Source organism: Paenibacillus tritici (assembly GCF_013204885.1).
Lineage (GTDB): Bacteria > Bacillota > Bacilli > Paenibacillales > Paenibacillaceae > Paenibacillus_AQ > Paenibacillus_AQ tritici.
The window spans coordinates 36569-58453 of record NZ_JABMKX010000016.1 but is presented as its reverse complement, the minus strand read 5'-3'; the positions used below and the strand labels follow the sequence as shown (position 1 = coordinate 58453).

Below are 21885 nucleotides of genomic sequence, written 5' to 3'. Positions count from 1 at the left end.
CAACATTTTCCGGCCTAATACCGATAATAGCTATAGGGGCAATTAATTCATAGCCTGCGGTTATATGGGAGGGCTGGATAGTATGAACAATTTACTGGGAAGAACGATTAAGAATGATCTGATCAATACCTACGGAGTTACCGTAATTCCCGCAAAAAGCAGATTGAATGCCGAACATTTGGAGCTCATCCGCAAACAAAAAATAGATGTGAGTGACATTATTTTTGCAGATGAGGCTGACCAGGCGCCCTCCTATCAGAAGATGGTAAACGGAGTAGTGAACAGTTCGAAGGAACTCTTTGAATCCTATAGAATCTCCCGCAAAATCCCGCTGGCGGATATCCGCAAGGATGTGATTCCTGTGATCCAGGACATCTCCCGCAACCCGGATATCTTTGCGCTGTTCCATTCGGTTCAGGGCAAAGATGATTATACATATCAGCACAATATCGGAGTTGGGGTCCTGGCTACCCTGATCGGCAGATGGCTGGAGATGAGCGAAGCCGAGCTGTCGGTGCTCTCCCTGGCTGCCACTCTGCATGACATCGGTAAGCTGAAGATTCCCTCAGAGCTGCTGAACAAGCCAGGCAAACTGACGGACGAGGAATTCAGCCAGGTTAAGAAGCATACGGTATACGGCTACGAAATCCTCAAAGAGACCACCGGGGCCAATTCGCGTATTGCCCTGGCGGCGCTGCAGCATCATGAGAGGAATGACGGTATGGGATACCCGCTGGGGCTGAAGGATGGGCAGATTGATCCTTACAGCAAGATTGTCGCCGTTGCCGATATTTTTCATGCGATGTCCAGCAAGCGCCCTTATCATGAGCCGACGCCGTTTCATAAGATTGTCGATCAGATGCGAAGAGGCAGCTTCGGCGCGCTGGACCCGCATATTGTTTCGGTGTTCCTGGAGAATATTGTGAAGCGGACCGTTGGCCGCGAGGTGGTCTTAACCGATGGCCGGGTCGGTGAGATTGTCTATTTGAACCCGCATGACATCGAGACTCCGCTGATCCGCATTGATGATGAATATATTGACCTCAGTAAAAGAACGGAGCTTAACATCCGCGAGATCAGTTTATAATCAGTGTATCAGTGTATAAGATGAATGATGCCTTCTCTAATTGTTGAAATAATCTGCCACCCCGTCGGCGACAGCCTGGGCCGCCTTCCGCTGATAAGCGGCTTTGCGTACAATCGACTCGTCGTACGGATTGCTGAGGAACCCTAGTTCTACCAGGGTGGATGGGAGCGGATTCTCCCGCAGAATATGGTAGTTCCCGAAGGAGAGACCATTGCTGCGCAGGCCGATTCCCTGGCCAAGCCGGGTCTCAATTGCCCGGGCCAGCCGTATATCATTCTGCTCCGAATAGAAGAAGGTCAGCGTGCCGGAGACATTCTTCGGAGAGGAATTATAATGGATGCTGACAAAAGCGTCCGCGCCGAGCTGCTGCCCGAGCTGCACCCGCCGGGAGAAGGAGGGCTTCTGGTCGCCCCGGGTGCGGGTCATCTCTACCCTCGCTCCCTTGGCGCTCAGATAATCCCGCAGATACAGGGAGGTCTGCAGCGTCAGATCCTTCTCCATCGTGTTGTAGGTCGTGCCGAGCATGCCGGGGTCCAACCCGCCATGGCCGGGATCGACAATAATCAGCTTGCCGCGGATGCTGCCGGATTTGCGTACGACACTCACCTTCTGGGTATTAGAAGCCGCTGTGTTTAGGTTACGGGCGGTTCCGCCCGACAAATATTGGGACGCTACCCAGCCGACCGTTCCTCCGGCTGCGCGGACCCGGGTCCATTCCCCCTGCCGGGACAGAATGGTCACCTTGTTGCCGGATTGCAGGGAGCCTACGACCTCATATCCGGTTCCCGCTCCTCCACGCATGCGGAGGGAAGAGGCGGTTACAACAGCCGTTCCGCTGGAGACGGCAGAGGTCCTGACGGGTGCTTTGGCGCTGGCGGAACCGGAGGTGCTGGCCGAGGAGCTTCCGCTGGTGCGTTTCAGATAATAACCGGCTACCCATCCAGAGACAGAACCGGCCCGGACCTTGAGCCAGCCATGCTGATCTTCAGTGACGGTAACCAGGGCTCCGCCCGCCAGAGTACCTGTTATGGTTGCACTGGCAGCAGGCTCACTGCGTACATTCAGAGAGTTGGCGTATACTTTGGCCGTGTAGCCGGATGCAGCATAAGCTGGGGAAGACGGAAGAACAGGCAGCAGGGATGAAGTCAATAAGCAGGCTGCCAGTACTGCGGTATGTATTTTTTTTCTCATGACAAATAAAGCCTCATTTCCCGGAGAGATAACCTTCTATTACCCGTTTCATCGGCCGGAGAATACAGAAAATTTAAAATTAAAGAGAAGTTTTGTCCCTGTATTCTGATAACACCGCCAGTTGAACGATTGCTCCTGAGCTGACTAATATAATTGTTAACCCTATTCCTAGGCGGGAAATGTCTGTATAATTATTACATATTGGGGAAACAGACAAAGGAGTGCCGCCGTGATCAGACCTAAATTATTCATTGGTTCCTCCAGAGAATCGATCCGCTATGCCAGAGCTATTCATGAACAGCTGAAGCGGACCGCCGAGGTTCATCCTTGGTATGCTGCTGCGTTCCGGCCTAATGAATACACGATGGAAGCGCTGGAGCGGAATCTGGATATCAGCGATTTTGCCGTATTCGTGTTCTCACCGGATGATGTGGCGCGGATTAGGGGTAAATATTATTATGTCACCCGGGACAACACCCAGTTTGAAATGGGGCTGTTCTGGGCGAGACTCCGGCGGGGCCGGGTCTTCTGCCTGCTGCCGGACCAGGTGCCCGCCCGCAGTGATCTGATTCCGGGCGAGAATGTCGAGGAGTACCATCTGCTGTCGGATCTGTCCGGACTGACACCGCTGGAATACGAGTGGCAGCATGAGAATGCTACAGCGGCAGTGGATGTCAGCTGCGGCAAGATCATCGACAGTATTCAGGGCCAGGGGATGTACCATGATCCGGCTGTGGAGCTGCTGCAGCTTAGATCAGAGCTTAGGCGAAAAGAAAGTATCCTTCACTTCTTTTGGCAATATAATAATAATGTAACGACTCCCCAGGCTGCCGAGAAATATCAGGCACTTAGCGAAGCTGTCAGGAATTCCTTCGTGCCCCCGGAGGATTGCCGGGTGATCGGAGCCGCCATGTGGCGGGCGGAAGCGGGGGAAGGGCTGAAGCAGGTAGGCGGCAATGTGGGACGCGGGCATATTTATCCGTTCTCGGCCTCGGATGACGAAGGCAGAAAGCCGGGAGTGCTGGATGCTTTTCTGGCCAAGGAATGGACCTTTTTACAGCGTACGGAAGTTGCGGAGGTATATATCCTATGCTATCCTTTAGGTAAGAACCATGTTCTGTCGGTGCATTTCTCAGGCATTCAGGGATTATCGGCAGAGGATCTTACAGCAGTCGTTGCCTATAACCGGGATTTGTTCCGTACCGTCAATTATTTAGTAGGAGGGGACTAACAGGATGAAGAATATGAAGAATGCAGTTAGTATATCCAGTACTGTCCGCCGGTCTGCAAGCGGTGACGGCAACAGCGCGGGAGGCAAAGGCCGTTCCAGACGCAAATCCGGCCCCAAGCTTACACCCTCGGCTCTCAACGTGTATCTCGCACCTTCCCTGGAGGGCGGAGATGACGAGTACAAGAAGCTGGTCAGCGGCAAGGTTGACAATAACAAGCCATCTTTCGCATAATAATCGCTAACCTAATTTATGAATATTAAGCAGGTCTCCGGCAGCGCCGGGGGCTTTTTTTGTCGGATAAGAATTTATATGTTTTGGGGTAAGCGGAGCTTACCCCTTATTTAGTATGACCTGTGACCGGGCGTAACTCTGAAGAAGCGGCTTCAGGAGCTGGAGAAACAGGATGAGCTAGGGTCGGTAGGGCTTGTTGTGTAGCATGCGGGCAGCTGAGGCGTCTGTTTGTTGGCGGGGGAAATAATTGGATTTTCTCCACTTGCTCATGAACAGAGGAGCCTTTAGCGGACAGCAGTTGGAAAAACAGCACTTAATCAACCGGGAATCATTCATAGTAGAGGAAAGGCATGAAATTAAGATACGTTTATCCAATTAATATCCTCAGACGCTCCGAAACATCCAAATTAAGATACGTTTATCCACTTGCTAATCATGATTAACTACCTGAATAACCGCCGGTAGCTGGAGTTCAAGACAGCTATGAGGCCTTGCAAAAGGTATGCCGGAAGCATCTGCCGGGTATTCTCTGAGGCAGATGCTGTTCCAGGTAATGTACCGGGAGAGGGCTGTGTCCGGTACAACTTCGCACAAAAAGATGCCGCCCTACAACCGGGCGGCATCTTTTCGAGTCTTGATTTATTGCGCCGAGGAGATTCCGCCCGGCTTCTTCGCAAGCTCGCGCCGGACGACCGGCGCGACCTCGGTGGCGAGCAGCTCAATAGCTGCGGCTACCTTGGCGTAAGGGAGGCCGCCGATATCCAGCTGAGTCATGAAGCGGTGATGGCCGAACAGCTCATGCTGATAGAGGATTTTCTCAATTATCTGCTGCGGGCTGCCTACTGCCAGCGTATTGTCCGGCGAAGTGAACCGGCCGAATTCACTGCGGGAGACCCGGTATTCCTGACCGGGCTTCGGGCTGATCGCATTGCGGTAGCTGTAGTAATAAGGGTAATACTCATCCAGTGCCTGCTGTGAGGTCTTCGCTATGTAACCGTGGCTGGTGATGGCGATCTTCAGGTCCTCGGGCGCGTGGCCGGCGGCTGCGCCGGAGCGGCGGTAGGTACCGGCCAGGTTCTGGAAAGGCTCCGGGCTGCCGCTCAGAATGGCGATCGCCATGCCAATGCCAAGTGACCCGGCCTTCTCGGCGCTTTCGGCCGAACCGCCGATGCCGACCCAGAGCGGAAGCTTCTGCTGGAGCGGACGCGGAGCAATCTCGGCGTTATGCAGCGGGGAGCGGAACTTACCCTGCCAGTTCATGACCTCATGCTGGTTCAGCGTGAGCAGCAGATCGAGATTCTCGCTGAACAGCTGCTTGTAATCCTCCAGCTCGTAGCCGAAGAGCGGGAACGATTCCAGGAAAGCGCCGCGTCCGGCGATGATCTCGGCCCGCCCGTCCGACAGCAGGTCCAAGGTGGCGAAATCCTCGAAGACGCGGACCGGATCAATGGTGCTTAGCACGGTCGTGGCACTGGTAAGCTTAATCCGCCGGGTGACCTGGGCAATGGCCGCCAGGACAACCGGCACCGAGGAGATGACGAAATCCAGCCGGTGATGCTCCCCGACCCCGAATACATCCAGCCCGGCTTCATCGGCCAGCTTGGCGGCTGCAATCACTTCATTCAGGCGCTGGCGGGGACTGATCCGCTGGCCCGTATGGCAGTCGGTTACGATATCTCCCAGTGTATAAATACCGAATTCAAACTCCGGTACGGTTGCTTCGTTCGCTTGAGCATTCCCTTGGTTGTTCATGGTACAGACTCCTTATAATCCAGAATATTGAATAGCGTTATAACAGTAAGCATGTCCGTTAGTGAAAGGATATAGCCCAGTATAGCATAATTACTTACAAAATGTAAGTATATGAGTGGAAGTTTGCAATGTTTCCTGAAAAAGATAATTCATACTTTCAGCAGAAAGTCAGTATTAAAACAAATTAATCCGGGCGGAAATTGTGTATTTTCATTGACAGATTGGAGAATGGGTGATATTTTAAATTTACAAATTCCAATTGGCTTACTTTGAATTGAATATTGCCGACTGTACAGACAGAGGTGCCAGCGTGATTACAGCGCGAGGTCCTCTGTTTTTTTTGTATACAGCCAGAAGGAGGAGCAGAGATGGGAGAGGCATTATTGTCGATCAGACAGCTGAATAAACGCTTCGATACCGCAGGCGGACAGGTGCAGGCGCTGGAGGATGTGGAGCTGGAGGTGGAGGAGGGAGAATTCATCACGGTGATCGGCCCCAGCGGCTGCGGCAAAAGCACCCTGCTGCGCATCATTGCCGGTCTGGATACCGGCTACACCGGAAGTGTTACCTTGGAGGGGAAGGCTATAGGCGGGCCGGGAATAGATAAGGGGTTTATTTTTCAGGAGCACCGCTTGTTTCCCTGGCTTACGGTGGAGAAGAATATCGCCTCGGATCTGCCGCTGGGCAGGCCCGATATCCGGCAACGGGTGGATGAGCTGATTGAGCTGGTGAAGCTTGGCGGCTTCGAGACCGCTTACCCCCGTGAGCTGTCGGGAGGGATGGCCCAGCGGGTAGCGATTGCCCGTGCGCTGCTGCGCAGTCCCAAGGTTCTGCTGCTTGACGAGCCCTTTGGCGCACTGGATGCTTTTACCCGGGCGCATATGCAGACGGTGCTGCTCGACATTTGGCGGCGGAACCGGACTACGATGATTTTTGTGACACATGATATTGATGAAGCGGTGTTTCTGGGGAACCGGGTGGTGATTCTGGAGCCCCGTCCCGGCAAGATTCGCAAGATTGTACCGATAGACCTGCCGTATCCGCGCAAAAAAACCACAACCTCCTTTCAGGAGCTAAGGCTAAAGGTGCTGAACTACTTCGAGAAGGTGGATGAGCTGGAGCTGAAGGATGGAGCGGGGATCTGAAGCAAGAGTAAATGCTGACTTATATCCGACTTAAACGATGAGATTACATGACTTAGGAAGGAGGAACGATCATGGCTGAACGGGCTGTAGCGGCAGGGAATGCAGGAAGTGCCGGAAGAGCCGGAAGTGCCAGTAGAGCTGGAAGAATCAGAAGACCGGAAGGTCCCGGGAAAGTTGCCATTGCCGGGCTGGGACTGCTGCTGCCGGGGGGCGTATTGATCCTGTGGCAGATGCTGAGTCATTACGGAATGATCTCGGCAATGCTGTTCCCCGCACCCTATACGATTGCACAGTCCTTCATTACACTGGCATCCAGCGGGGAGCTGTGGATCAATCTGCGGGTCAGTGCCTTGCGGACACTTTCGGGATTCCTGCTTGGCGGCGGGCTTGGCCTGCTGCTAGGCATTGTGGTCGGATTGTTCCGCCGCTCGGAGAAGCTGCTGGACCCGTCGCTGCAGATGATCCGGATGATCCCCAGCCTGGCCGTAGTGCCGCTATTCATTCTCTGGTTCGGCATCGGGGAAGAATCCAAGGTGCTGCTGATTGCCAAAAGTGCCTTTTTCCCGCTCTATATCCATACCTTCATGGGTATACGCGGGACGGATAACAAGCTGTTTGAAGTAGCCCGTGTGCTGGGCTTCAGCAGAAGACAGCAGATTCTGCGGCTGGTGCTGCCGGCGGCAGTGCCCAACATCATGCTCGGCGTGCGCTTGTCGCTGGGGCTGGCCTGGCTGGGGCTGGTGGTCGCGGAGCTGATCGCCTCCACTTCGGGAATCGGCTACATGATGTCGGATGCCCGCCAGTTTGCCGATACGCCTGTAGTGTTCGTTGGGATTATTGTATTTGCCGCTGCGGGACTGCTTACGGACACGATGGTCCGGCTGGTGGAACGGCGTCTGCTGCGGTGGCAGGACAGCTATCAAGGGTAGGAGGGGAATAACACCATGAGTGAAGGGATAGAAGCCATAATCAAGACAGCCAAGGGTGTAAGGGAAGCCCGGGATTATAGCGGAACTGCTTCATTGACTACGCATAACAACAGGAGAAGATTAACGTCTGTGTTCTGGAAATCTCATGTGTACGGCTGGGGGGCAGGGGCAGTAATTCCTGTAGCGGTCATTGCCGTATGGCAGCTTGCCGGAAGTGCGGGCTGGATCTCGCCTGAATTTCTGCCGGCACCGCTCACGATTCTCGCGGCATTGGCGGAGCTGGCCGTGAGCGGGGAGCTGATCCATCATCTGGGCGTCAGTATCGGCCGGGCGGGGACCGGGTTCCTGATTGGAGGGATACTCGGCCTGCTGCTGGGGGCACTGACCGGCCTGTTCCGCAGCGCGGCCTATCTGCTGGACCCGAGCGTTCAGATTCTGCGGCTGGTTCCCCATCTGGCGATTGCCCCGCTGATTATTCTGTGGTTCGGCTTCGGGGAGATTTCGAAGGTCGTTATTATTATGAGCGGCTCCTTCTTCCCGCTCTATATTAATACATTCCTGGGTATCCGGGGAGTCGATAACAAGCTGTTTGAAGTAGCCCGGGTGCTGGGGTTCAGCCCGCTGCAGAAGCTGCGGCGGCTGATCCTGCCGGCTGCGCTGCCCGGCATTCTGCTGGGACTGCGCCTGTCGATGGCTGTGGCCTGGATCGGCCTGGTAGTGGCGGAGCTGATCGGCTCGCAGTCAGGGGTTGGGTTCCTGATTAATGAAGCGAAGCAGAATTCCAATACGGCGGTTGTTTTTGTAGGCATTATTATATTCGCCGTGGTCGGCAAGCTGATTGATTCTCTATTCCGAGTTATCGAGCGCAGATTCCTGTACTGGCGTGACAGCTATCAAGGCTGATGAAGCGCTAATCCACACACCAACCAAGGGGGCAAGAACATGAACCAACCGGCACTGAAGGAAGGATTGAAATGGACGGCGGATGTACTGGTAATCGGCGGAGGTCCGGCAGGAACATGGGCGGCACTTACAGCCGCAGCTAAGGGATCGAAGGTGATTCTGGCCGATAAGGGCTACTGCGGCTCCAGCGGCGCAACGGCCCCGTCAGGCACCGGAGTCTGGTATGTGAAGCCGGAGGCTGAGCTGCGTGAGGCAGCGAAGGCCAGCCGCTACGCCATGGGCGGTAAGCTGGCGGAACACCGCTGGATGGACCGGGTGCTGGACCGTACCTATGAGAATATGAACAGACTGGGCGTCAGCGGCTATCCGTTCCCGGTAGATGAGGCGGGCAATCCATACCGCCGGGGCCTGCAAGGTCCTGAATATATGCGCCTGATGCGCAAGCTGGTTAAGAAGGCAGGGGTGACCATACTGGACCACAGCCCGGTGCTGCAGCTGCTTGCCGATGAACACGGGGTAGCCGGGGCTGCCGGAGTGCGGACTCAGAGCGGGGAAGCCTGGAGTGTGCAGGCCGGAGCGGTGGTCATTGCTACCGGGGGCTGCGCCTTCCTCAGCAAGGCGCTGGGCTGCAATGTGCTGACAGGCGACGGGTACTTATTCGCCGCTGAGGCAGGGGCCAGCCTGTCGGGCATGGAATTCTCCAATGCCTATGCAATCTGCCCGACCTTCTCTTCCGTGACGAAGACGGCTTATTACAGCTATGCCAGCTTCTACTATGAGGATGGCAGTGTAGTTGAGGGGGCGGGCTCCAAGAGGGGCCGCTCTGTCATCGCCAGGAATCTGCTGGCCGGACGCCAGGTATTTGCGAAGCTTGACGGTGCCGACGCGGAGCTGCAGCCCTTGCTGCGGACGGCGCAGACGAATTTCTTCCTGCCGTTCGACCGGCGGGGGATTAATCCCTTCAAGGATGTGTTTCCGGTCACGCTGCGGCTGGAAGGGACCGTCCGGGGGACGGGCGGCATCCGGATAACCGATGAGAGCTGCGGTACAGGGGTTCCCGGCCTGTACGCGGCAGGGGATGCCGCCACCCGCGAGCTAATCTGCGGCGGATTCACCGGCGGGGGAAGCCATAATGCGGCATGGGCAATGTCCTCCGGCTCCTTCGCCGGAGAAGGTGCAGCCGCCTATGCAGCAAGGCTTGGCCGCCATTCATACCACCGTGCCCCTGTAGGGTTGTCTTCTTCCCCGCTGGTTCACGGGGAAGTGAAGGCGGGCGCAGCGGCCAGAACTGCGGAATATGTGGAGGCTGTACAGGCCGAAGTCAAACCATATGACATTAATCTGTTCCGTACGGAACAGGGGCTGACTTCCTCCCTGGGGCGTCTGGACGGACTATGGACAGAGCAGCGCAGCCGGGAAATCCGGCTTACCCCGGAAGGTGTGAAGGCGCGTGAAGCCCAGGCGATGACGGCAACGGCACGCTGGATGTATAACTCAGCCCTGGCCCGCACCGAAACCCGGGGCATGCACAAACGGGAGGACTTCCAGGGAAGCGACGACACTCAGCATCACCGCCTGATCAGCGGCGGACTGGACCAGGTCTGGGTCAAGACAGAAGAAGTAGCGAAGGAGAGTGTTCTGTTGTGATTGAAATCATCAGCGCTGACAGATGTGTAGCCTGCAATCAATGTGTATCCGTCTGCCCGACCAATGTCTTCGACCGGGTAGAGGATGGAATCCCTGTTATCGCCCGGCAGAGCGACTGCCAGACCTGCTTCATGTGTGAGCTGTATTGCCCGGTGGATGCCCTGTATGTCGCTCCGGATTCCGAACAGCTTACCGGAATCACTGAGGCGGAGCTGGAGGAGCAGGAGCTGCTTGGCGGTTACCGTGAGAAGGTGGGCTGGGGCAAGGGCAGACAGCCTGTAGCCAGTCATGAGTTCATGGTTAAGCTGGCGGCCAGAGCAGGGTTCTGATGTTGCGCGGCGTTACAGCATCCGGTGAGAGACAGAGGGGAGAATAAGAACAATGAAGAGAGCGATGAACAGAAGCTACAGAGAGAACGCAGGGAGAGGGAGCAAAAGAAGGCGCCTCGCACTGATTGCAGGGGTGGTAATGATGATGCTGGTCCTGCAGGCTTGCGGCAATCAGGCAGGTTCGGGGGGCAGCGGCCCGGCAGGCGGCAGCGCTGGCTCGGATACCGCCGAAGCGGCGGGCAGCGGAACGGGAAGCCAGGCTCCGGCTGTGTTGAATTTCGGCTACATCGGCTCCAATAAGCTGAATGTGCCCGGCGGCGCGGAAGGCTGGGGATTGTACAAAGGCATTATTCAGGAGGAACTGAAGAAATACGGAATTACCGAAGTGAAGCTGACCGGCTTCCCGAACGGGCCGGATCAGACAGAATCCTTAATCAGCGGCAGACTTGATTTCGGCAGTCTTGGGGACACTCCGGCGATAATCGCGTACGCATCAGGCGCCAAGACCCGGTTAATCGCCCAGACTTCAGCGCATACTGTCGGGTATCTGATCGGCAAGAAGGACGGACCGAAGACCGTGCAGGATCTGCAGGGCAAGACCATTGCAATCCAGAAAGGGTCGTTCATGCACCGCTACGTGGCCGGCCTGCTGAAGCAGGAGGGTGTAACCGGCTATAAGCTGGTTCACATGCTGATTCCGGATGCGACTGCGGCACTTGCCCGTGGAGATGTGGACGCGACCACCAATAACGGTGTAGCGGCGCTCAAGCAGCTCGAGCAGGGGTACACCCATCTGGATGATGCTTCGGCCCACCCGGATCTGCTCGGAAGCAGTGCTACGGTAGTGTCGGAGGAGTATCTTGCGAAATTCCCGGATTTCCCCAAGGTCTGGAATGCGGCACGGGAGAAGGCACTCGCTGATCTGAAGCAGCATGAAGAGGAATATTATGAATTCCTGGCGGAGATTGGGGATACCACCCCCGAGCTTGCGAAGCAGGTGAATCCGATCAGTGATATTAAGGATACGGCCTTCACCGGGGAAGGGACGAAGCTGCTGGAAGGGACCAAGAATTTCCTCGTGGAAGAGAAGCTGGCCAAGCAGGATTTCAATATCAGCGATTGGCAGCTCCGCTAAAGAGCAGGTGATCCAGGCATCCGAAGGCGCTCCAATGCCATTTCCGGCAATGGGGCGTCTTTTTAAATTATAAGGGTTGATATGTTTCACACCATAATTCATCCTTCTATTTCTCGCTGAAACGGTGCCGTCCCTAAAAGGACGGCAAAGCCGTTTCCGCTTGTAATTATAATGTAGCGGTAACTTTGGAATAATGGGTATATACGAACCCGGCGGTTGAGATTATACTAAATTGAACGAACCGTTTCTTCAGCAGGCGGAGCGTCTCCCCATACGTACCACAGACACTAGAATATTATGCTGGAGGAAATTGAATGAGCATTACAGAACTTACTAGCCAACTATCCAGTTACACAGGAAGACTACTGCGCGAACGCTTCGGGAAAGGGCCTGAATCCATACATGCCTCCATCGGGAAGCAGTGTATCGCCCTGCATATCCGTAATTTCATCGGGCCTGTGGAGAGGTTTTTGTTAAATAAGGAAGAAGAACAGGCATTTCGTTATACACGGGAGCTTCTGATGAAGTCCCTGCTTCCCGAGCTTGCAGCTTACCTGAAGGAGAACATGGCTATTGAGGTCGGCGAGCTTTTTTATGATTGGGGCATACATAACGCATCGGGGATGATCGTCGCACTGATCAAGAATGACGATATACCCATTGATGATTATGCCGGACGCGAAGAAGTCCATTCCCAGATTAACGAAGTGAGCCGGAAGGTCCAGAAGGAACCAGTATATACGGATTCCTGGTGGCTGGGCCCCCGGATTCTGATTATTAAGCGCGAGGGCATTCTGATCCCTTTGGAGAAGGAATTGATTGACCTCGGCTATGAGAATACGCTTAAGACCACCAAACGCAAGATGGAGAAGCGATATTTGGAGGAGACTTCCATTGCCCCGATGCTTGGCAAGGAGCTGTCGGATATTTATGTGGACTGGGATCTCGATAAAGATACCAGTGTGATAGCCTATACTTTTCACTAAAGTCTAACCATATATATGGCGGAAATGAGTCGGACATGCAAATGAGCCGAACATGAGCCGAAGAAGGGGGAATGGTCCCTTTCTTCGGTTTTTTTATTTTCTGCCTGTCCGCAGCAGGTATTGGTGGTGCTGAGATTTTTTAGGAGGATATGCTGGATGGAGGAGTACAAGTGGACAGTACTATACGTGGAAGATAATCAGCTCAACATGGCTTTGGTGTACCATATCTTCAAAAGAAACCTGCCCTCCGTATTGCTGCTGAAGGCTGAGACGGCAGAACTCGGTTTAAGCATGGCCCGGGAAGCTCTGCCGGATCTGATCATCCTGGATATAGGGCTTCCCGGACTCAACGGATATGAAGCTCTGGAAATATTGCAGCAGGATAAGGCGACTAGTCATATTCCGGTACTGGCGACCAGCGCGTTCGCTCAAAAATCGGATATTGAGAAGGCCCGGAAGAAGGGCTTTGCCGCATATATTACCAAGCCATTTCAGGTCAAAGCGTTCACCGAGACCGTGAAAAGACTGCTTTGCAGCGAAGAATGATAGAAGATCGGCTGAAGATAACAAAGAAATAATCAAAGGTGGAGAACTGGGGAGAACTCTGTCTGGCGGCCGGTTCACAGGCTATTGTATTCATTAATAAAAAGTACAGGATTCACACGATAACTTAACTCAATATGGGGCAGTCTATATTTCGACAACATGATTTGACTTTCGCCTGATTATGCAAGATATTTATATTACGGATTTAATATAAAAGAATTGCATTTATTACTCCACAAACGGGCGGTGGATTTTATGCTAGGACAGCATGCGCAGGCTTCTTCTCCATTGGAACAGGCATTTAAAACTGGAACTGCCGGAGCAGCCTTTCTCTCCATTTCTGAAGTATGGACAAATGTGAACCCGGCAGTTACCCTTCTGCTCGGATATACCGAAGAAGAGCTGCTGGGACATCACTTCGCAGAGTTTGTGTATGAAGATTCCCAGCAGTTACATAAGCATAGAATGGGGACTTTGAGCGCGGGAGAAGCCCCTTTTTGGGAAGCGGAACTGAATATGCGCCATGCGGACGGCACTGCGGTTCCGGTGCTGCTGCATGTTGCCAGGGTTAACGAGCCCTCAACGGGAGCCGGGCTGTATTACCTTATTCATCTGGCGGGCTTGCCGCTCCGGGAACCCCGGAAGGAACGCTCTGAGCCTCCAGACGGGTTGTACCGGCTGATTGCAGAGAATATCAGGGACATTGTGTATTATGCTTCGCCGGGCTCCTTCTGCCAGTATTGCTCCCCTTCGGTTGAGGATGTGCTCGGGTACAAGCCGCAGGAGCTGGTCGGCCGTGATATCAGCAGACTGGTTCACCCTGAGGATATGGAATTCATGAGTGAGCAGCAGGTCGCTGAATCTCCTAGCGTCCAGTTGCGGATTCTTCATGCCTCAGGGGAATATCTCTGGATCGAGTTCACAATGAGAATGGTCGAATATGGCGGGGAGCGGGGCGTGCTTGCGGTAGGCCGCGATGTGACCCAGCGCAAGATTATGGAGCAGAAGCTGCAGGAGTCTGTCGAACGTTATACGTCGCTGAAGAAGTATAATCATGACGCCATCATCTCTCTGGACCTGGAGGGTCATATCATCAACGGGAATGAACAGGCGGTACGCCTGACAGGTTATACCATACCCGAGCTGGTGGGCATGAGTGTCGGCCGGATCGTTGGCGAACATCACCTTCAGAATGTAATCGGCCTGGGCCACAAGAGCCGGACCATGGAACAGGACATCAACCTGATCTGGCATAAGGACGGGCATTCCGTAGAGGTTCTGACAACCCTTGCCCCGATTATTATCAACAATTCTACCGTTGGCTTTTATATTATCGTCAAGGATATTACCGAGCAGAAGAAGCTGCTGATTGACAAAGAAACGGCAGAGCATACCAACCGTGCCAAAAGTGAATTTCTGGCCATGATGAGCCACGAAATCCGCACCCCGATGAACGGGGTGATCGGGATGACCGACCTGCTGCTGGAGATGAGTGAGCCGGGCTCACAGCAGAGGGAGTTCCTGGAGATTATCCGCCAGAGCGGGGAATCCCTGCTGAATATCATTAACGATATTCTCGATCTCTCCAAGATTGAGGCAGGCAAAATCACACTTCAGGATGAGCCGTTCATCCTGCAGCACTGCATGGATTCCGCCCTTGAGCTACTGAAGCTGAAGGCGGAGCGTAAAGGTCTGGATATCGGGGTAGAGGTGGGGCCGGATGTGCCGCAGCAGCTGATCGGAGATGGGGAAAGGCTGAAGCAGATTCTGCTTAATCTGGTCGGCAATGCAGTGAAATTCACCAGTACAGGCGGAATTAAAGTAGGCGTGCAGCGTATTGCCGGAAGTCCGGCAGGCGTAACACTGCAATTCACTGTGGCCGATACGGGGAGCGGTATTCCGGAAGCTGCCCGCGGCCGCTTGTTCGAGCCGTTCTACCAGACGGATCAGTTCATGGGCCGCAAGGCTGAAGGAACCGGTCTGGGGCTGGCGATCAGCAAGCAGCTGGTGGAGCGGATGGGCGGCAGAATATATCTGGACCCCACGGCTGAGCAGGGGGCAACCTTTGTGTTCACTGTGGTACTCCGGACCGAAGTACAGGCGCTTCCGGCTGAAGGGCCGGGTGGAGACCTGCTCGAGCAGGGGGTATTGGGCCGCCCGTTACGGATTCTGGTAGCTGAAGACAACGTGATCAATCAGATTGTGCTGCGCAAAATCCTGGAGAAGCAGGGGTTCGCCGTAGATGTTGCCGAAGATGGGCGTAAGGCCATAGAGATGACCGGCCGGCGCAGCTATGATCTGATCTTCATGGATGTGCAGATGCCAGGCATGAACGGCCTGGAGGCAACGGCAAGAATCCGGGCAGAGCAGCCCGCAGACTTGCAGCCCGTAATCATTGCAGTGACCGCCAACGCGCTTAAAGGCGACCGGGAGTTATGTCTTGAAGCCGGAATGGATGAGTACATCAGCAAGCCGCTGAGAAGCGAAGCTATTATGACTGTGATCCATACCTTTTTCTGAGCAGCGGGGCATGTTCTCTATTCACAATTTAATCACAATGCTGTGTTAAAGCTGTAAGGCAGCGCTGTGAAGTCTTGCATGTGGAAGCCTTTTTGATTAAGATAGCAGAAACCGGTGCATAAGACGCACCGATATACCATGCAATGACAATGACGAAGAGAGTAAGCACTTCATAGCGGAGCTTAACAGGGAAGGTGTGCCGGAGACTGAGAGCACCCTCATGCGACGTTTAGTGCCGAAGTTCACTTCCGAGTCGGCCCCTGAAGGTTCCTGCTGCAGCAGGACTGAGTAGGACGGCCCGCTTCCTGCGTTAACGGATGTAAGACAGAGTTGATTCAGGGCCGGGAGATTCACTCCCTACCCGGGTGCTGATGCGTCAGCAGGATTCAGCTCTAAATAAGGGTGGTACCACGGCTCCTCGTCCCTTGCGGCGGGGGGTCTTTTTGCGTTGATTCACAGACTTAACTATTAACTATACAAAGGGAGTGCCCGGAATGAGTAATGTGGAATTGGATGGTCTAAGAGGAAGATTGGATGAGATTAACAGTCAATTGCTGGAGCTGATCTCGGAGCGTGCCGGAATCGTTCAGGAGATTGGAGTGCTCAAAGAGAAGCAGGGTGTGCCGAAGTTCGATCCTGAACGGGAGAAGGCTATGCTGGAGAAGCTGGTAGCGAGCAATAAGGGGCCGTTCACCAGCGGAACCATCCGCACTTTGTTCAAGCAGATTTTCTCTGCTTCACTTGACCTGCAGAGTACAGAGCATAAGAAATCCCTGCTGGTAGCCCGTAAAAATCATGCGGAGGACACCGTTATCGTTCTTCCAGGGAATGTTACCGTCGGCGGCTTATCCTCACTGATGGTGGCAGGGCCCTGCTCCGTGGAGAGTGAGCTGCAGACCCGTACGGTTGCTGCGGCCTTGCAGAAGGCGGGCGTGAAGGTCATGCGCGGCGGAGCCTTCAAGCCCCGTACCTCACCTTATGACTTCCAGGGGCTGGGGATGGACGGACTGAGAATTCTGCGTGAAGCGGCGGACGAATACGGGCTGCTGACCATCAGTGAGATTGTGGACCCCCGCCATATTGAAGAAGCGCTGGATTATGTGGATGTTATACAGGTCGGCGCACGGAATATGCATAACTTCGAGCTGCTCAAGGCCGTAGGGGAAGTGAATAAGCCGGTATTGCTGAAGCGCGGATTATCCGCGACGCTGGATGAATTCGTTCATGCGGCAGAATATATTATGTCCCGCGGCAATATGGAGATTATGCTGATTGAACGCGGCATCCGTACTTATGAGAAGTCGACGCGCAATACGCTGGATATCTCGGCGGTGCCGATTCTCAAGCAGGAGTGCCATCTGCCGGTGCTGGTCGATGTGACCCATTCGACGGGACGCAAGGATATTCTGATTCCTTGTGCCAAGGCTGCGCTTGCCGCCGGAGCTGACGGTATTATGGTGGAGGTGCATCCTGATCCGGCCACGGCATTGTCCGATGCGGCTCAGCAGCTTAACATTGAGGAGTTCAACACCTTCTTCAATGAAGTGAAGGCTTCGGGATTATACCGTTAATTTCAATATCTAGAATTCGGGCGTAAATAGCAGTATCCGGGAGAAAAGGGCAGTAATTAGCGCTTACAAGAATAAGATTCACTTTTGTAGAGTGTAAGGCGGGTCAGGTACAATAAATAGCATTGGCGGTGCACCGGACCCGGGCTTTATGGCAAAGCCTATCACCTTATCACAAGACACAGGAGGAACTGAAAATTTGAAGCAATCTGTCTCATACAACAACGGTTGGTTCTCCAACACACGGAGTGATGTTCTATCGGGCATGACCGTGGCTATTGCCTTAATTCCTGAAGCGATTGCTTTCTCCATCCTCGCCGGTGTAAGCCCTATGGTTGGATTGTACGCCTCGTTCTGTATCGCTATTGTCACAGCCTTCGCCGGCGGAAGACCGGGCATGATCTCGGCAGCGACAGGAGCAATGGCGCTGCTGGTCGGCAGCCTCGTGCTCTCGCACGGCATTGAGTACCTGTTCGCAGCGACGGTGCTGGCGGGCATCCTTCAGATTGTGATGGGGATGCTGAAGCTGGGCAGATTCATCACCTTTCTGCCGCAGCCGGTCATGACCGGTTTTGTCAACGCGCTTGCGATTCTGATCTTTATGGCTCAGCTGGTGCATTTTGAAGGACAGGGCTGGATTATGTACGCACTGGTGGCCCTTACCCTGGTCATTATCTATACGGTTCCGCGGATCACCAAGGCTGTGCCTTCGGCGCTGGTCGCCATTGTTGCAGTCTCGGTACTCAGCATTGTGCTTGATCTGGATGTAAGAACCGTGGGCGATATGGGGACAATTACTTCAGCGCTGCCGGTGTTCCATCTGCCGAATCTTCCGTTCACGCTGGATACGCTGATGATTATTCTGCCGTATTCGCTGTCGCTCGCTGTAGTCGGATTACTGGAATCCCTGATGACGGCCACGCTGATTGATGATATCACCGGCACAGGCAGCGACAAGAACCGGGAAGCGAAGGGTCAGGGTCTTGCCAACATCGTGACGGGCTTCTTCGGGGGTATGGCAGGCTGTGCGATGATCGGCCAGTCGATGGTCAATATGAAATCGGGCGGACGGACGCGCTTGTCAACTTTTGTATCCGGGCTGTTTCTCTTGTTCCTGATACTTGTTCTGGGCAATGTGGTCAAGCAGATTCCGATGGGCGCACTGGTCGGTGTAATGATTATGGTCTGCATCAGCACCTTTGAATGGAAGTCCCTGATCTCCTTGCGGAGAATTCCGTTAAGCGACGCCCTGGTCATGGTCGTCACGGTGGTAACGGTAGTGGCTACCGATAACCTGTCGATCGGCGTATTGTTCGGTGTCCTGCTGAGCGCCTTGTCTTTTGCCTGGAAGATAGCTTCCATACAGCTGAGCGTTCATACTACGGCCTCTGTAACTACTTATAAAGTATCGGGCCAGCTATTCTTCGGGACAACCAGTCATTTCGTGAATGAATTCATGTATGAGAGTGACCCGGAGCAGGTCGTTATCGACTTCAGCCGTTCCCATGTATGGGATCAGTCAGCGGTGGGGGCGATTGCGAGGTCGATGGACAAGTACGCTGCGCTGGGCAAAAAAGTAACGATAACCGGCTTAAATGAAGAAAGCGCCCGGCTGGTACAGCGGGTCGGATTGTCGCCCTCCGGCGGCCATGGATAAATCATAAGGATAAGAGGAAAGGCTGCTTTTGGAGCGTTGTATGCTCCGGAAGCAGCCTTTTTAACAAGATAAGGATGTCTAAGGTTCGCTCCATCCACCAGTCTTCTGTTTCCCGCTGAAACGGTGCCGTCCTAAAGTATCTTGAAACAGGAAAAAGGATTTTTGAAAAGTTTGTCGAAATTTTCCGGTAGAGGGACATTTGTCATTGCATTTCGGAGATGGCCCTACTTTAATAACGCAATTGTAATGCGCGAAAGGGAAGGCCTCTATGTTTTCTTTTATCCGGACAAGACTGATTGCCCGAATCCTATGTGTTATGACCGCAGTGATTCTATGTATTACGGCAGGAAATGTCGCGATTCAATGGGGGAATACCGGGTCAGCAGTCAAAGGGACGATCAGCAGCTACAACATGAGTATTGCCAGCCATTATGTTACACAGATTGATGCCGGACGCTACCGCGAGTTCCTGGCCGATCCGCAGGAGACGGACCTGTATTGGTCACTCCGCAATGAATTGGATCAGTTCCGGAAGTCGATGGGTGCCCGTTATGTATATTTTGTGCGAATTGATGAAGCGCGTCAGCCGATGCTGATGATTGACGGCAGACCGGAGGGGGACCCGCTGGCTTCACAGATCAACGAAAGTACGGATATGCCGGCTGCTGCCGTTGAGGCAGTGCTTGCCGGAGAGAAGGCCAGCACGCCGCTGATCCGAAATCCTGAATACGGGGATTATATCTCGGCCTTCGTGCCTATGACAGATGCTGGCGGGGCACTGATTGGAGCGCTGGGCATTGATACCGATGTGGCTGTCCTCAGTACGCTGACCCGTGATGTCCTGATGCAAAGTCTGCCGCTCTATAGCATTATTCTGGCCTTATCGTTGGCTGCATTGGCAGTCCTGGCCTGGTTCGTATCGAGGTCTTTGCGTCCGCTGGGGACGATCACGAAGAGTGCGGAGACCATGGCCAGAGGCGACCTGGCTGAGGCAGGCCGGATACTGCATACCCGTCCGGTTACCTCCAGGGACGAGATTGGAACAGCCTATCAGGCTATGCTTCAGATGTCAGGAGATCTGAATACGAGAGTGCGGGGGATGGTATCCAATGTGTCTACTGCGTCTGACAGTCTCTACGGTTCCTCCGAGACCTTCGCCCGGAACGCCGACGATGTGCTGAAGATGAGTGAGGCTGTCAACGGCAGAATAAGCGACATCTACGCCGGAGCTCATTCACAGACCGAAGGAGCGCAGAGCAGCGCTGTGGCGATGGATGAGATGGCACAGGGGATCACGCGCATCTCGGAGGCTTCGGCTACGGTCTCGGAATTCGCGCTCAAGGCGCTGGATATTGTCCAGTCGTCCCAGACTGCCATGAACCACACGAATCAGCAGATGAAGTCGATCTCCGTCTCCACCGGGGATACCCTGGATATCGTGCTGCTGCTGCAAGGCTATGCCGGGGAGATTGAAGGCGCGCTGGCGGCGATAAAGCAGTTCGCGGACCAGACGAAGCTGCTTGCCCTGAACGCCTCTATTGAGGCAGCGCGTGCGGGGGAGCATGGCAGAGGCTTCACGGTCGTAGCCGGTGAAGTACGCAAGCTGGCGGAAGGCTCCGCTGCCTCCGTGGAGCGGGTTGCCGACCTGCTGATTCATATCAGCAAGGCTTCGGCCAACATCAGTGCGCAAATGACGCAAGCATCCGGTGAAGTGGAGGAAGGGGTGCGGATATCCGCCGAAGCGGAGGCTTCTCTGCTGGAGGCTTCAGCCGCTTTTCGTGAGGTGGCCGGACAGATTATTGATGTGTCGGCGACCGCAGAGCAGCTATCCGCAGGTTCGGAGGAGGTAGCAGCTACTGTGGGCAGTATGGCTGATATTGCCGGAGATGTCTCGGAGCAGACACGGCAGATCCGAGAGCTGACCGGCCTGCAATTGGAAAAAATCAAAGAAGTCTACGAGGCTTCGATGACCATCAGCGCGAATACGGGCAGCTTGCGGGAAGCCATCCGGCAGGTGAAGGTCTGAGTCAGAGGTAACTCCTTCGGCTGCCTGATCTGTCCTGCCCCCGGTATCGTTATTGAACAGATGTTGGCCTCCAGCTTTCAAAAGTATCCGACTATTGGTATGATTACAAGGTATGTGAACATCTACTACCGATTACATGGAGGAATAGAACAATGAGTGAGACTACAATATCCGGGATTATTGACCATACGCTGCTGAAGGCGGATGCCCGTAAAGACGATATTATCAAGCTGGCTGAGGAAGCCAAGGCTTACAAATTCGCATCTGTCTGCGTGAACCCCGCCTGGGTAGCCACGGCCCATGCCGTGCTGAAGGATACTCCGGAAGTGAAGGTGTGTACGGTAATCGGGTTCCCGCTGGGAGCATCGACACCGGAGGTCAAGGCTTTTGAAGCGGCTGATGCGATTGCGAACGGTGCCGGTGAAGTGGACATGGTCATCAACATCGGCGCACTGAAAGACGGAAACGATGAATTGGTGAAGCGCGATATGGTTGCAGTAGTCGAAGCCGCACGCGGCAAGGCGCTGACCAAGGTCATCATCGAAGCCTGCCTGCTGACTGAAGAAGAGAAGATCCGCGCCTGCAAGCTTGCTGTAGAAGCGGGAGCAGACTTCGTGAAGACCTCGACCGGATTCTCTACCGGCGGGGCAACCAAGGAAGATATCGCGCTGATGCGGGCGACTGTTGGCCCTGAGATCGGCGTGAAGGCCTCCGGCGGTGTCCGCAGCGCGGAAGATGCCCTCGTAATGATCGGCGCAGGTGCAAGCCGGATCGGGACAAGCGGCGGTGTGGCGATTGCCAAAGGCGAGCAGAGCCAGAGCGGCTACTAAATAGAAGATTGGCTAACCTGTAGACGGCTGCGGCTTCCTTGAGTTCAAGGAGGCCGCAGCCGTTTGTTATGTGTAAAGGAGTAAGGAGAACTGTCTGGCGTGGATAAGATGAGTATAGATGGGGCGCCGGAAGTGGGCTGAGTGGAGATTCAGGGGGATAAATCCCTCTGA

At 54.3% G+C, this 21885-nt stretch carries 18 protein-coding genes; 16 read left to right on the top strand and 2 right to left on the bottom strand.

Features of this window, described 5'->3' with window-relative positions; all coding sequences use genetic code 11:
* The first annotated feature begins 82 nt into the window (after positions 1-82).
* On the top strand, positions 83-1087 hold the full coding sequence (locus tag HQN87_RS24840) for an HD-GYP domain-containing protein (protein ID WP_173138831.1): 1005 nt from the start codon (positions 83-85) through the stop codon (positions 1085-1087).
* Positions 1088-1123: 36 nt separating this feature from the next.
* On the opposite strand, the gene HQN87_RS24835 is transcribed toward HQN87_RS24840, so the two are convergent.
* Positions 1124-2278 carry an N-acetylmuramoyl-L-alanine amidase family protein gene (locus HQN87_RS24835; protein WP_173138829.1) on the bottom strand — a complete coding sequence of 385 codons (1155 nt, stop codon included), beginning with the start codon at positions 2276-2278 and terminating at the stop codon, positions 1124-1126.
* 229 nt (positions 2279-2507) lie between these two features.
* On the opposite strand from HQN87_RS24835, the gene HQN87_RS24830 reads away from it, so the two are divergent.
* Both HQN87_RS24830 and HQN87_RS24825 read left to right on the top strand, forming a co-directional pair.
* Positions 2508-3509 (top strand): TIR domain-containing protein, encoded by a 1002-nt coding sequence (locus HQN87_RS24830; protein WP_173138827.1) that lies wholly within the window; start codon positions 2508-2510, stop codon positions 3507-3509.
* A 4-nt stretch (positions 3510-3513) separates the two neighbouring features.
* On the top strand, positions 3514-3741 hold the full coding sequence (locus HQN87_RS24825) for a hypothetical protein (RefSeq protein WP_173138825.1): 228 nt from the start codon (positions 3514-3516) through the stop codon (positions 3739-3741).
* A gap of 639 nt (positions 3742-4380) precedes the next feature.
* On the opposite strand, the gene HQN87_RS24820 is transcribed toward HQN87_RS24825, so the two are convergent.
* Complete coding sequence (locus HQN87_RS24820) at positions 4381-5493, bottom strand: LLM class flavin-dependent oxidoreductase (protein WP_173138823.1); 1113 nt, start codon at positions 5491-5493, stop codon at positions 4381-4383.
* Positions 5494-5861: 368 nt separating this feature from the next.
* Between HQN87_RS24820 and HQN87_RS24815 the strand changes: the two genes are divergently transcribed.
* The 13 genes from HQN87_RS24815 (at position 5862) to deoC (ending at position 21714) form a co-directional block, all read left to right on the top strand.
* Positions 5862-6638: an ABC transporter ATP-binding protein gene (locus tag HQN87_RS24815; RefSeq protein ID WP_173138821.1), complete on the top strand. Its 777-nt coding sequence runs from the start codon at positions 5862-5864 to the stop codon at positions 6636-6638.
* 71 nt (positions 6639-6709) lie between these two features.
* On the top strand, positions 6710-7567 hold the full coding sequence (locus tag HQN87_RS24810) for an ABC transporter permease (protein WP_173138819.1): 858 nt from the start codon (positions 6710-6712) through the stop codon (positions 7565-7567).
* Positions 7568-7582: 15 nt separating this feature from the next.
* Entirely contained in the window at positions 7583-8470 is an 888-nt protein-coding gene (locus HQN87_RS24805; RefSeq protein WP_173138817.1) for an ABC transporter permease, read from the top strand.
* 39 nt (positions 8471-8509) lie between these two features.
* A complete protein-coding gene (locus HQN87_RS24800) occupies positions 8510-10117 on the top strand; it encodes an FAD-dependent oxidoreductase (protein ID WP_173138814.1) in 1608 nt (535 codons plus the stop codon).
* Positions 10114-10446: a 4Fe-4S dicluster domain-containing protein gene (locus tag HQN87_RS24795; protein WP_173138812.1), complete on the top strand. Its 333-nt coding sequence runs from the start codon at positions 10114-10116 to the stop codon at positions 10444-10446. Before HQN87_RS24800 ends, HQN87_RS24795 begins: the two co-directional genes overlap by 4 nt.
* Before the next feature lie 52 nt (positions 10447-10498).
* Positions 10499-11581 (top strand): ABC transporter substrate-binding protein, encoded by a 1083-nt coding sequence (locus tag HQN87_RS24790; protein WP_254075652.1) that lies wholly within the window; start codon positions 10499-10501, stop codon positions 11579-11581.
* A 314-nt stretch (positions 11582-11895) separates the two neighbouring features.
* A complete protein-coding gene (locus tag HQN87_RS24785) occupies positions 11896-12567 on the top strand; it encodes a Na-translocating system protein MpsC family protein (RefSeq protein ID WP_173138810.1) in 672 nt (223 codons plus the stop codon).
* A 156-nt stretch (positions 12568-12723) separates the two neighbouring features.
* Positions 12724-13113 carry a response regulator gene (locus tag HQN87_RS24780; protein ID WP_173138808.1) on the top strand — a complete coding sequence of 130 codons (390 nt, stop codon included), beginning with the start codon at positions 12724-12726 and terminating at the stop codon, positions 13111-13113.
* A gap of 288 nt (positions 13114-13401) precedes the next feature.
* A complete protein-coding gene (locus tag HQN87_RS24775; protein WP_173138806.1) occupies positions 13402-15633 on the top strand; it encodes a PAS domain-containing hybrid sensor histidine kinase/response regulator in 2232 nt (743 codons plus the stop codon).
* Between the two features lie 494 nt (positions 15634-16127).
* Positions 16128-17204: a bifunctional 3-deoxy-7-phosphoheptulonate synthase/chorismate mutase gene (locus HQN87_RS24770; protein WP_173138804.1), complete on the top strand. Its 1077-nt coding sequence runs from the start codon at positions 16128-16130 to the stop codon at positions 17202-17204.
* Positions 17205-17400: 196 nt separating this feature from the next.
* Positions 17401-18858: a SulP family inorganic anion transporter gene (locus HQN87_RS24765; protein ID WP_301953223.1), complete on the top strand. Its 1458-nt coding sequence runs from the start codon at positions 17401-17403 to the stop codon at positions 18856-18858.
* A 316-nt stretch (positions 18859-19174) separates the two neighbouring features.
* Complete coding sequence (locus tag HQN87_RS24760) at positions 19175-20884, top strand: methyl-accepting chemotaxis protein (protein ID WP_254075651.1); 1710 nt, start codon at positions 19175-19177, stop codon at positions 20882-20884.
* A 152-nt stretch (positions 20885-21036) separates the two neighbouring features.
* Positions 21037-21714, top strand: a complete 678-nt coding sequence (deoC, locus tag HQN87_RS24755; protein ID WP_173138792.1) for a deoxyribose-phosphate aldolase — start codon at positions 21037-21039, stop codon at positions 21712-21714.
* Positions 21715-21885 lie beyond the last annotated feature (171 nt).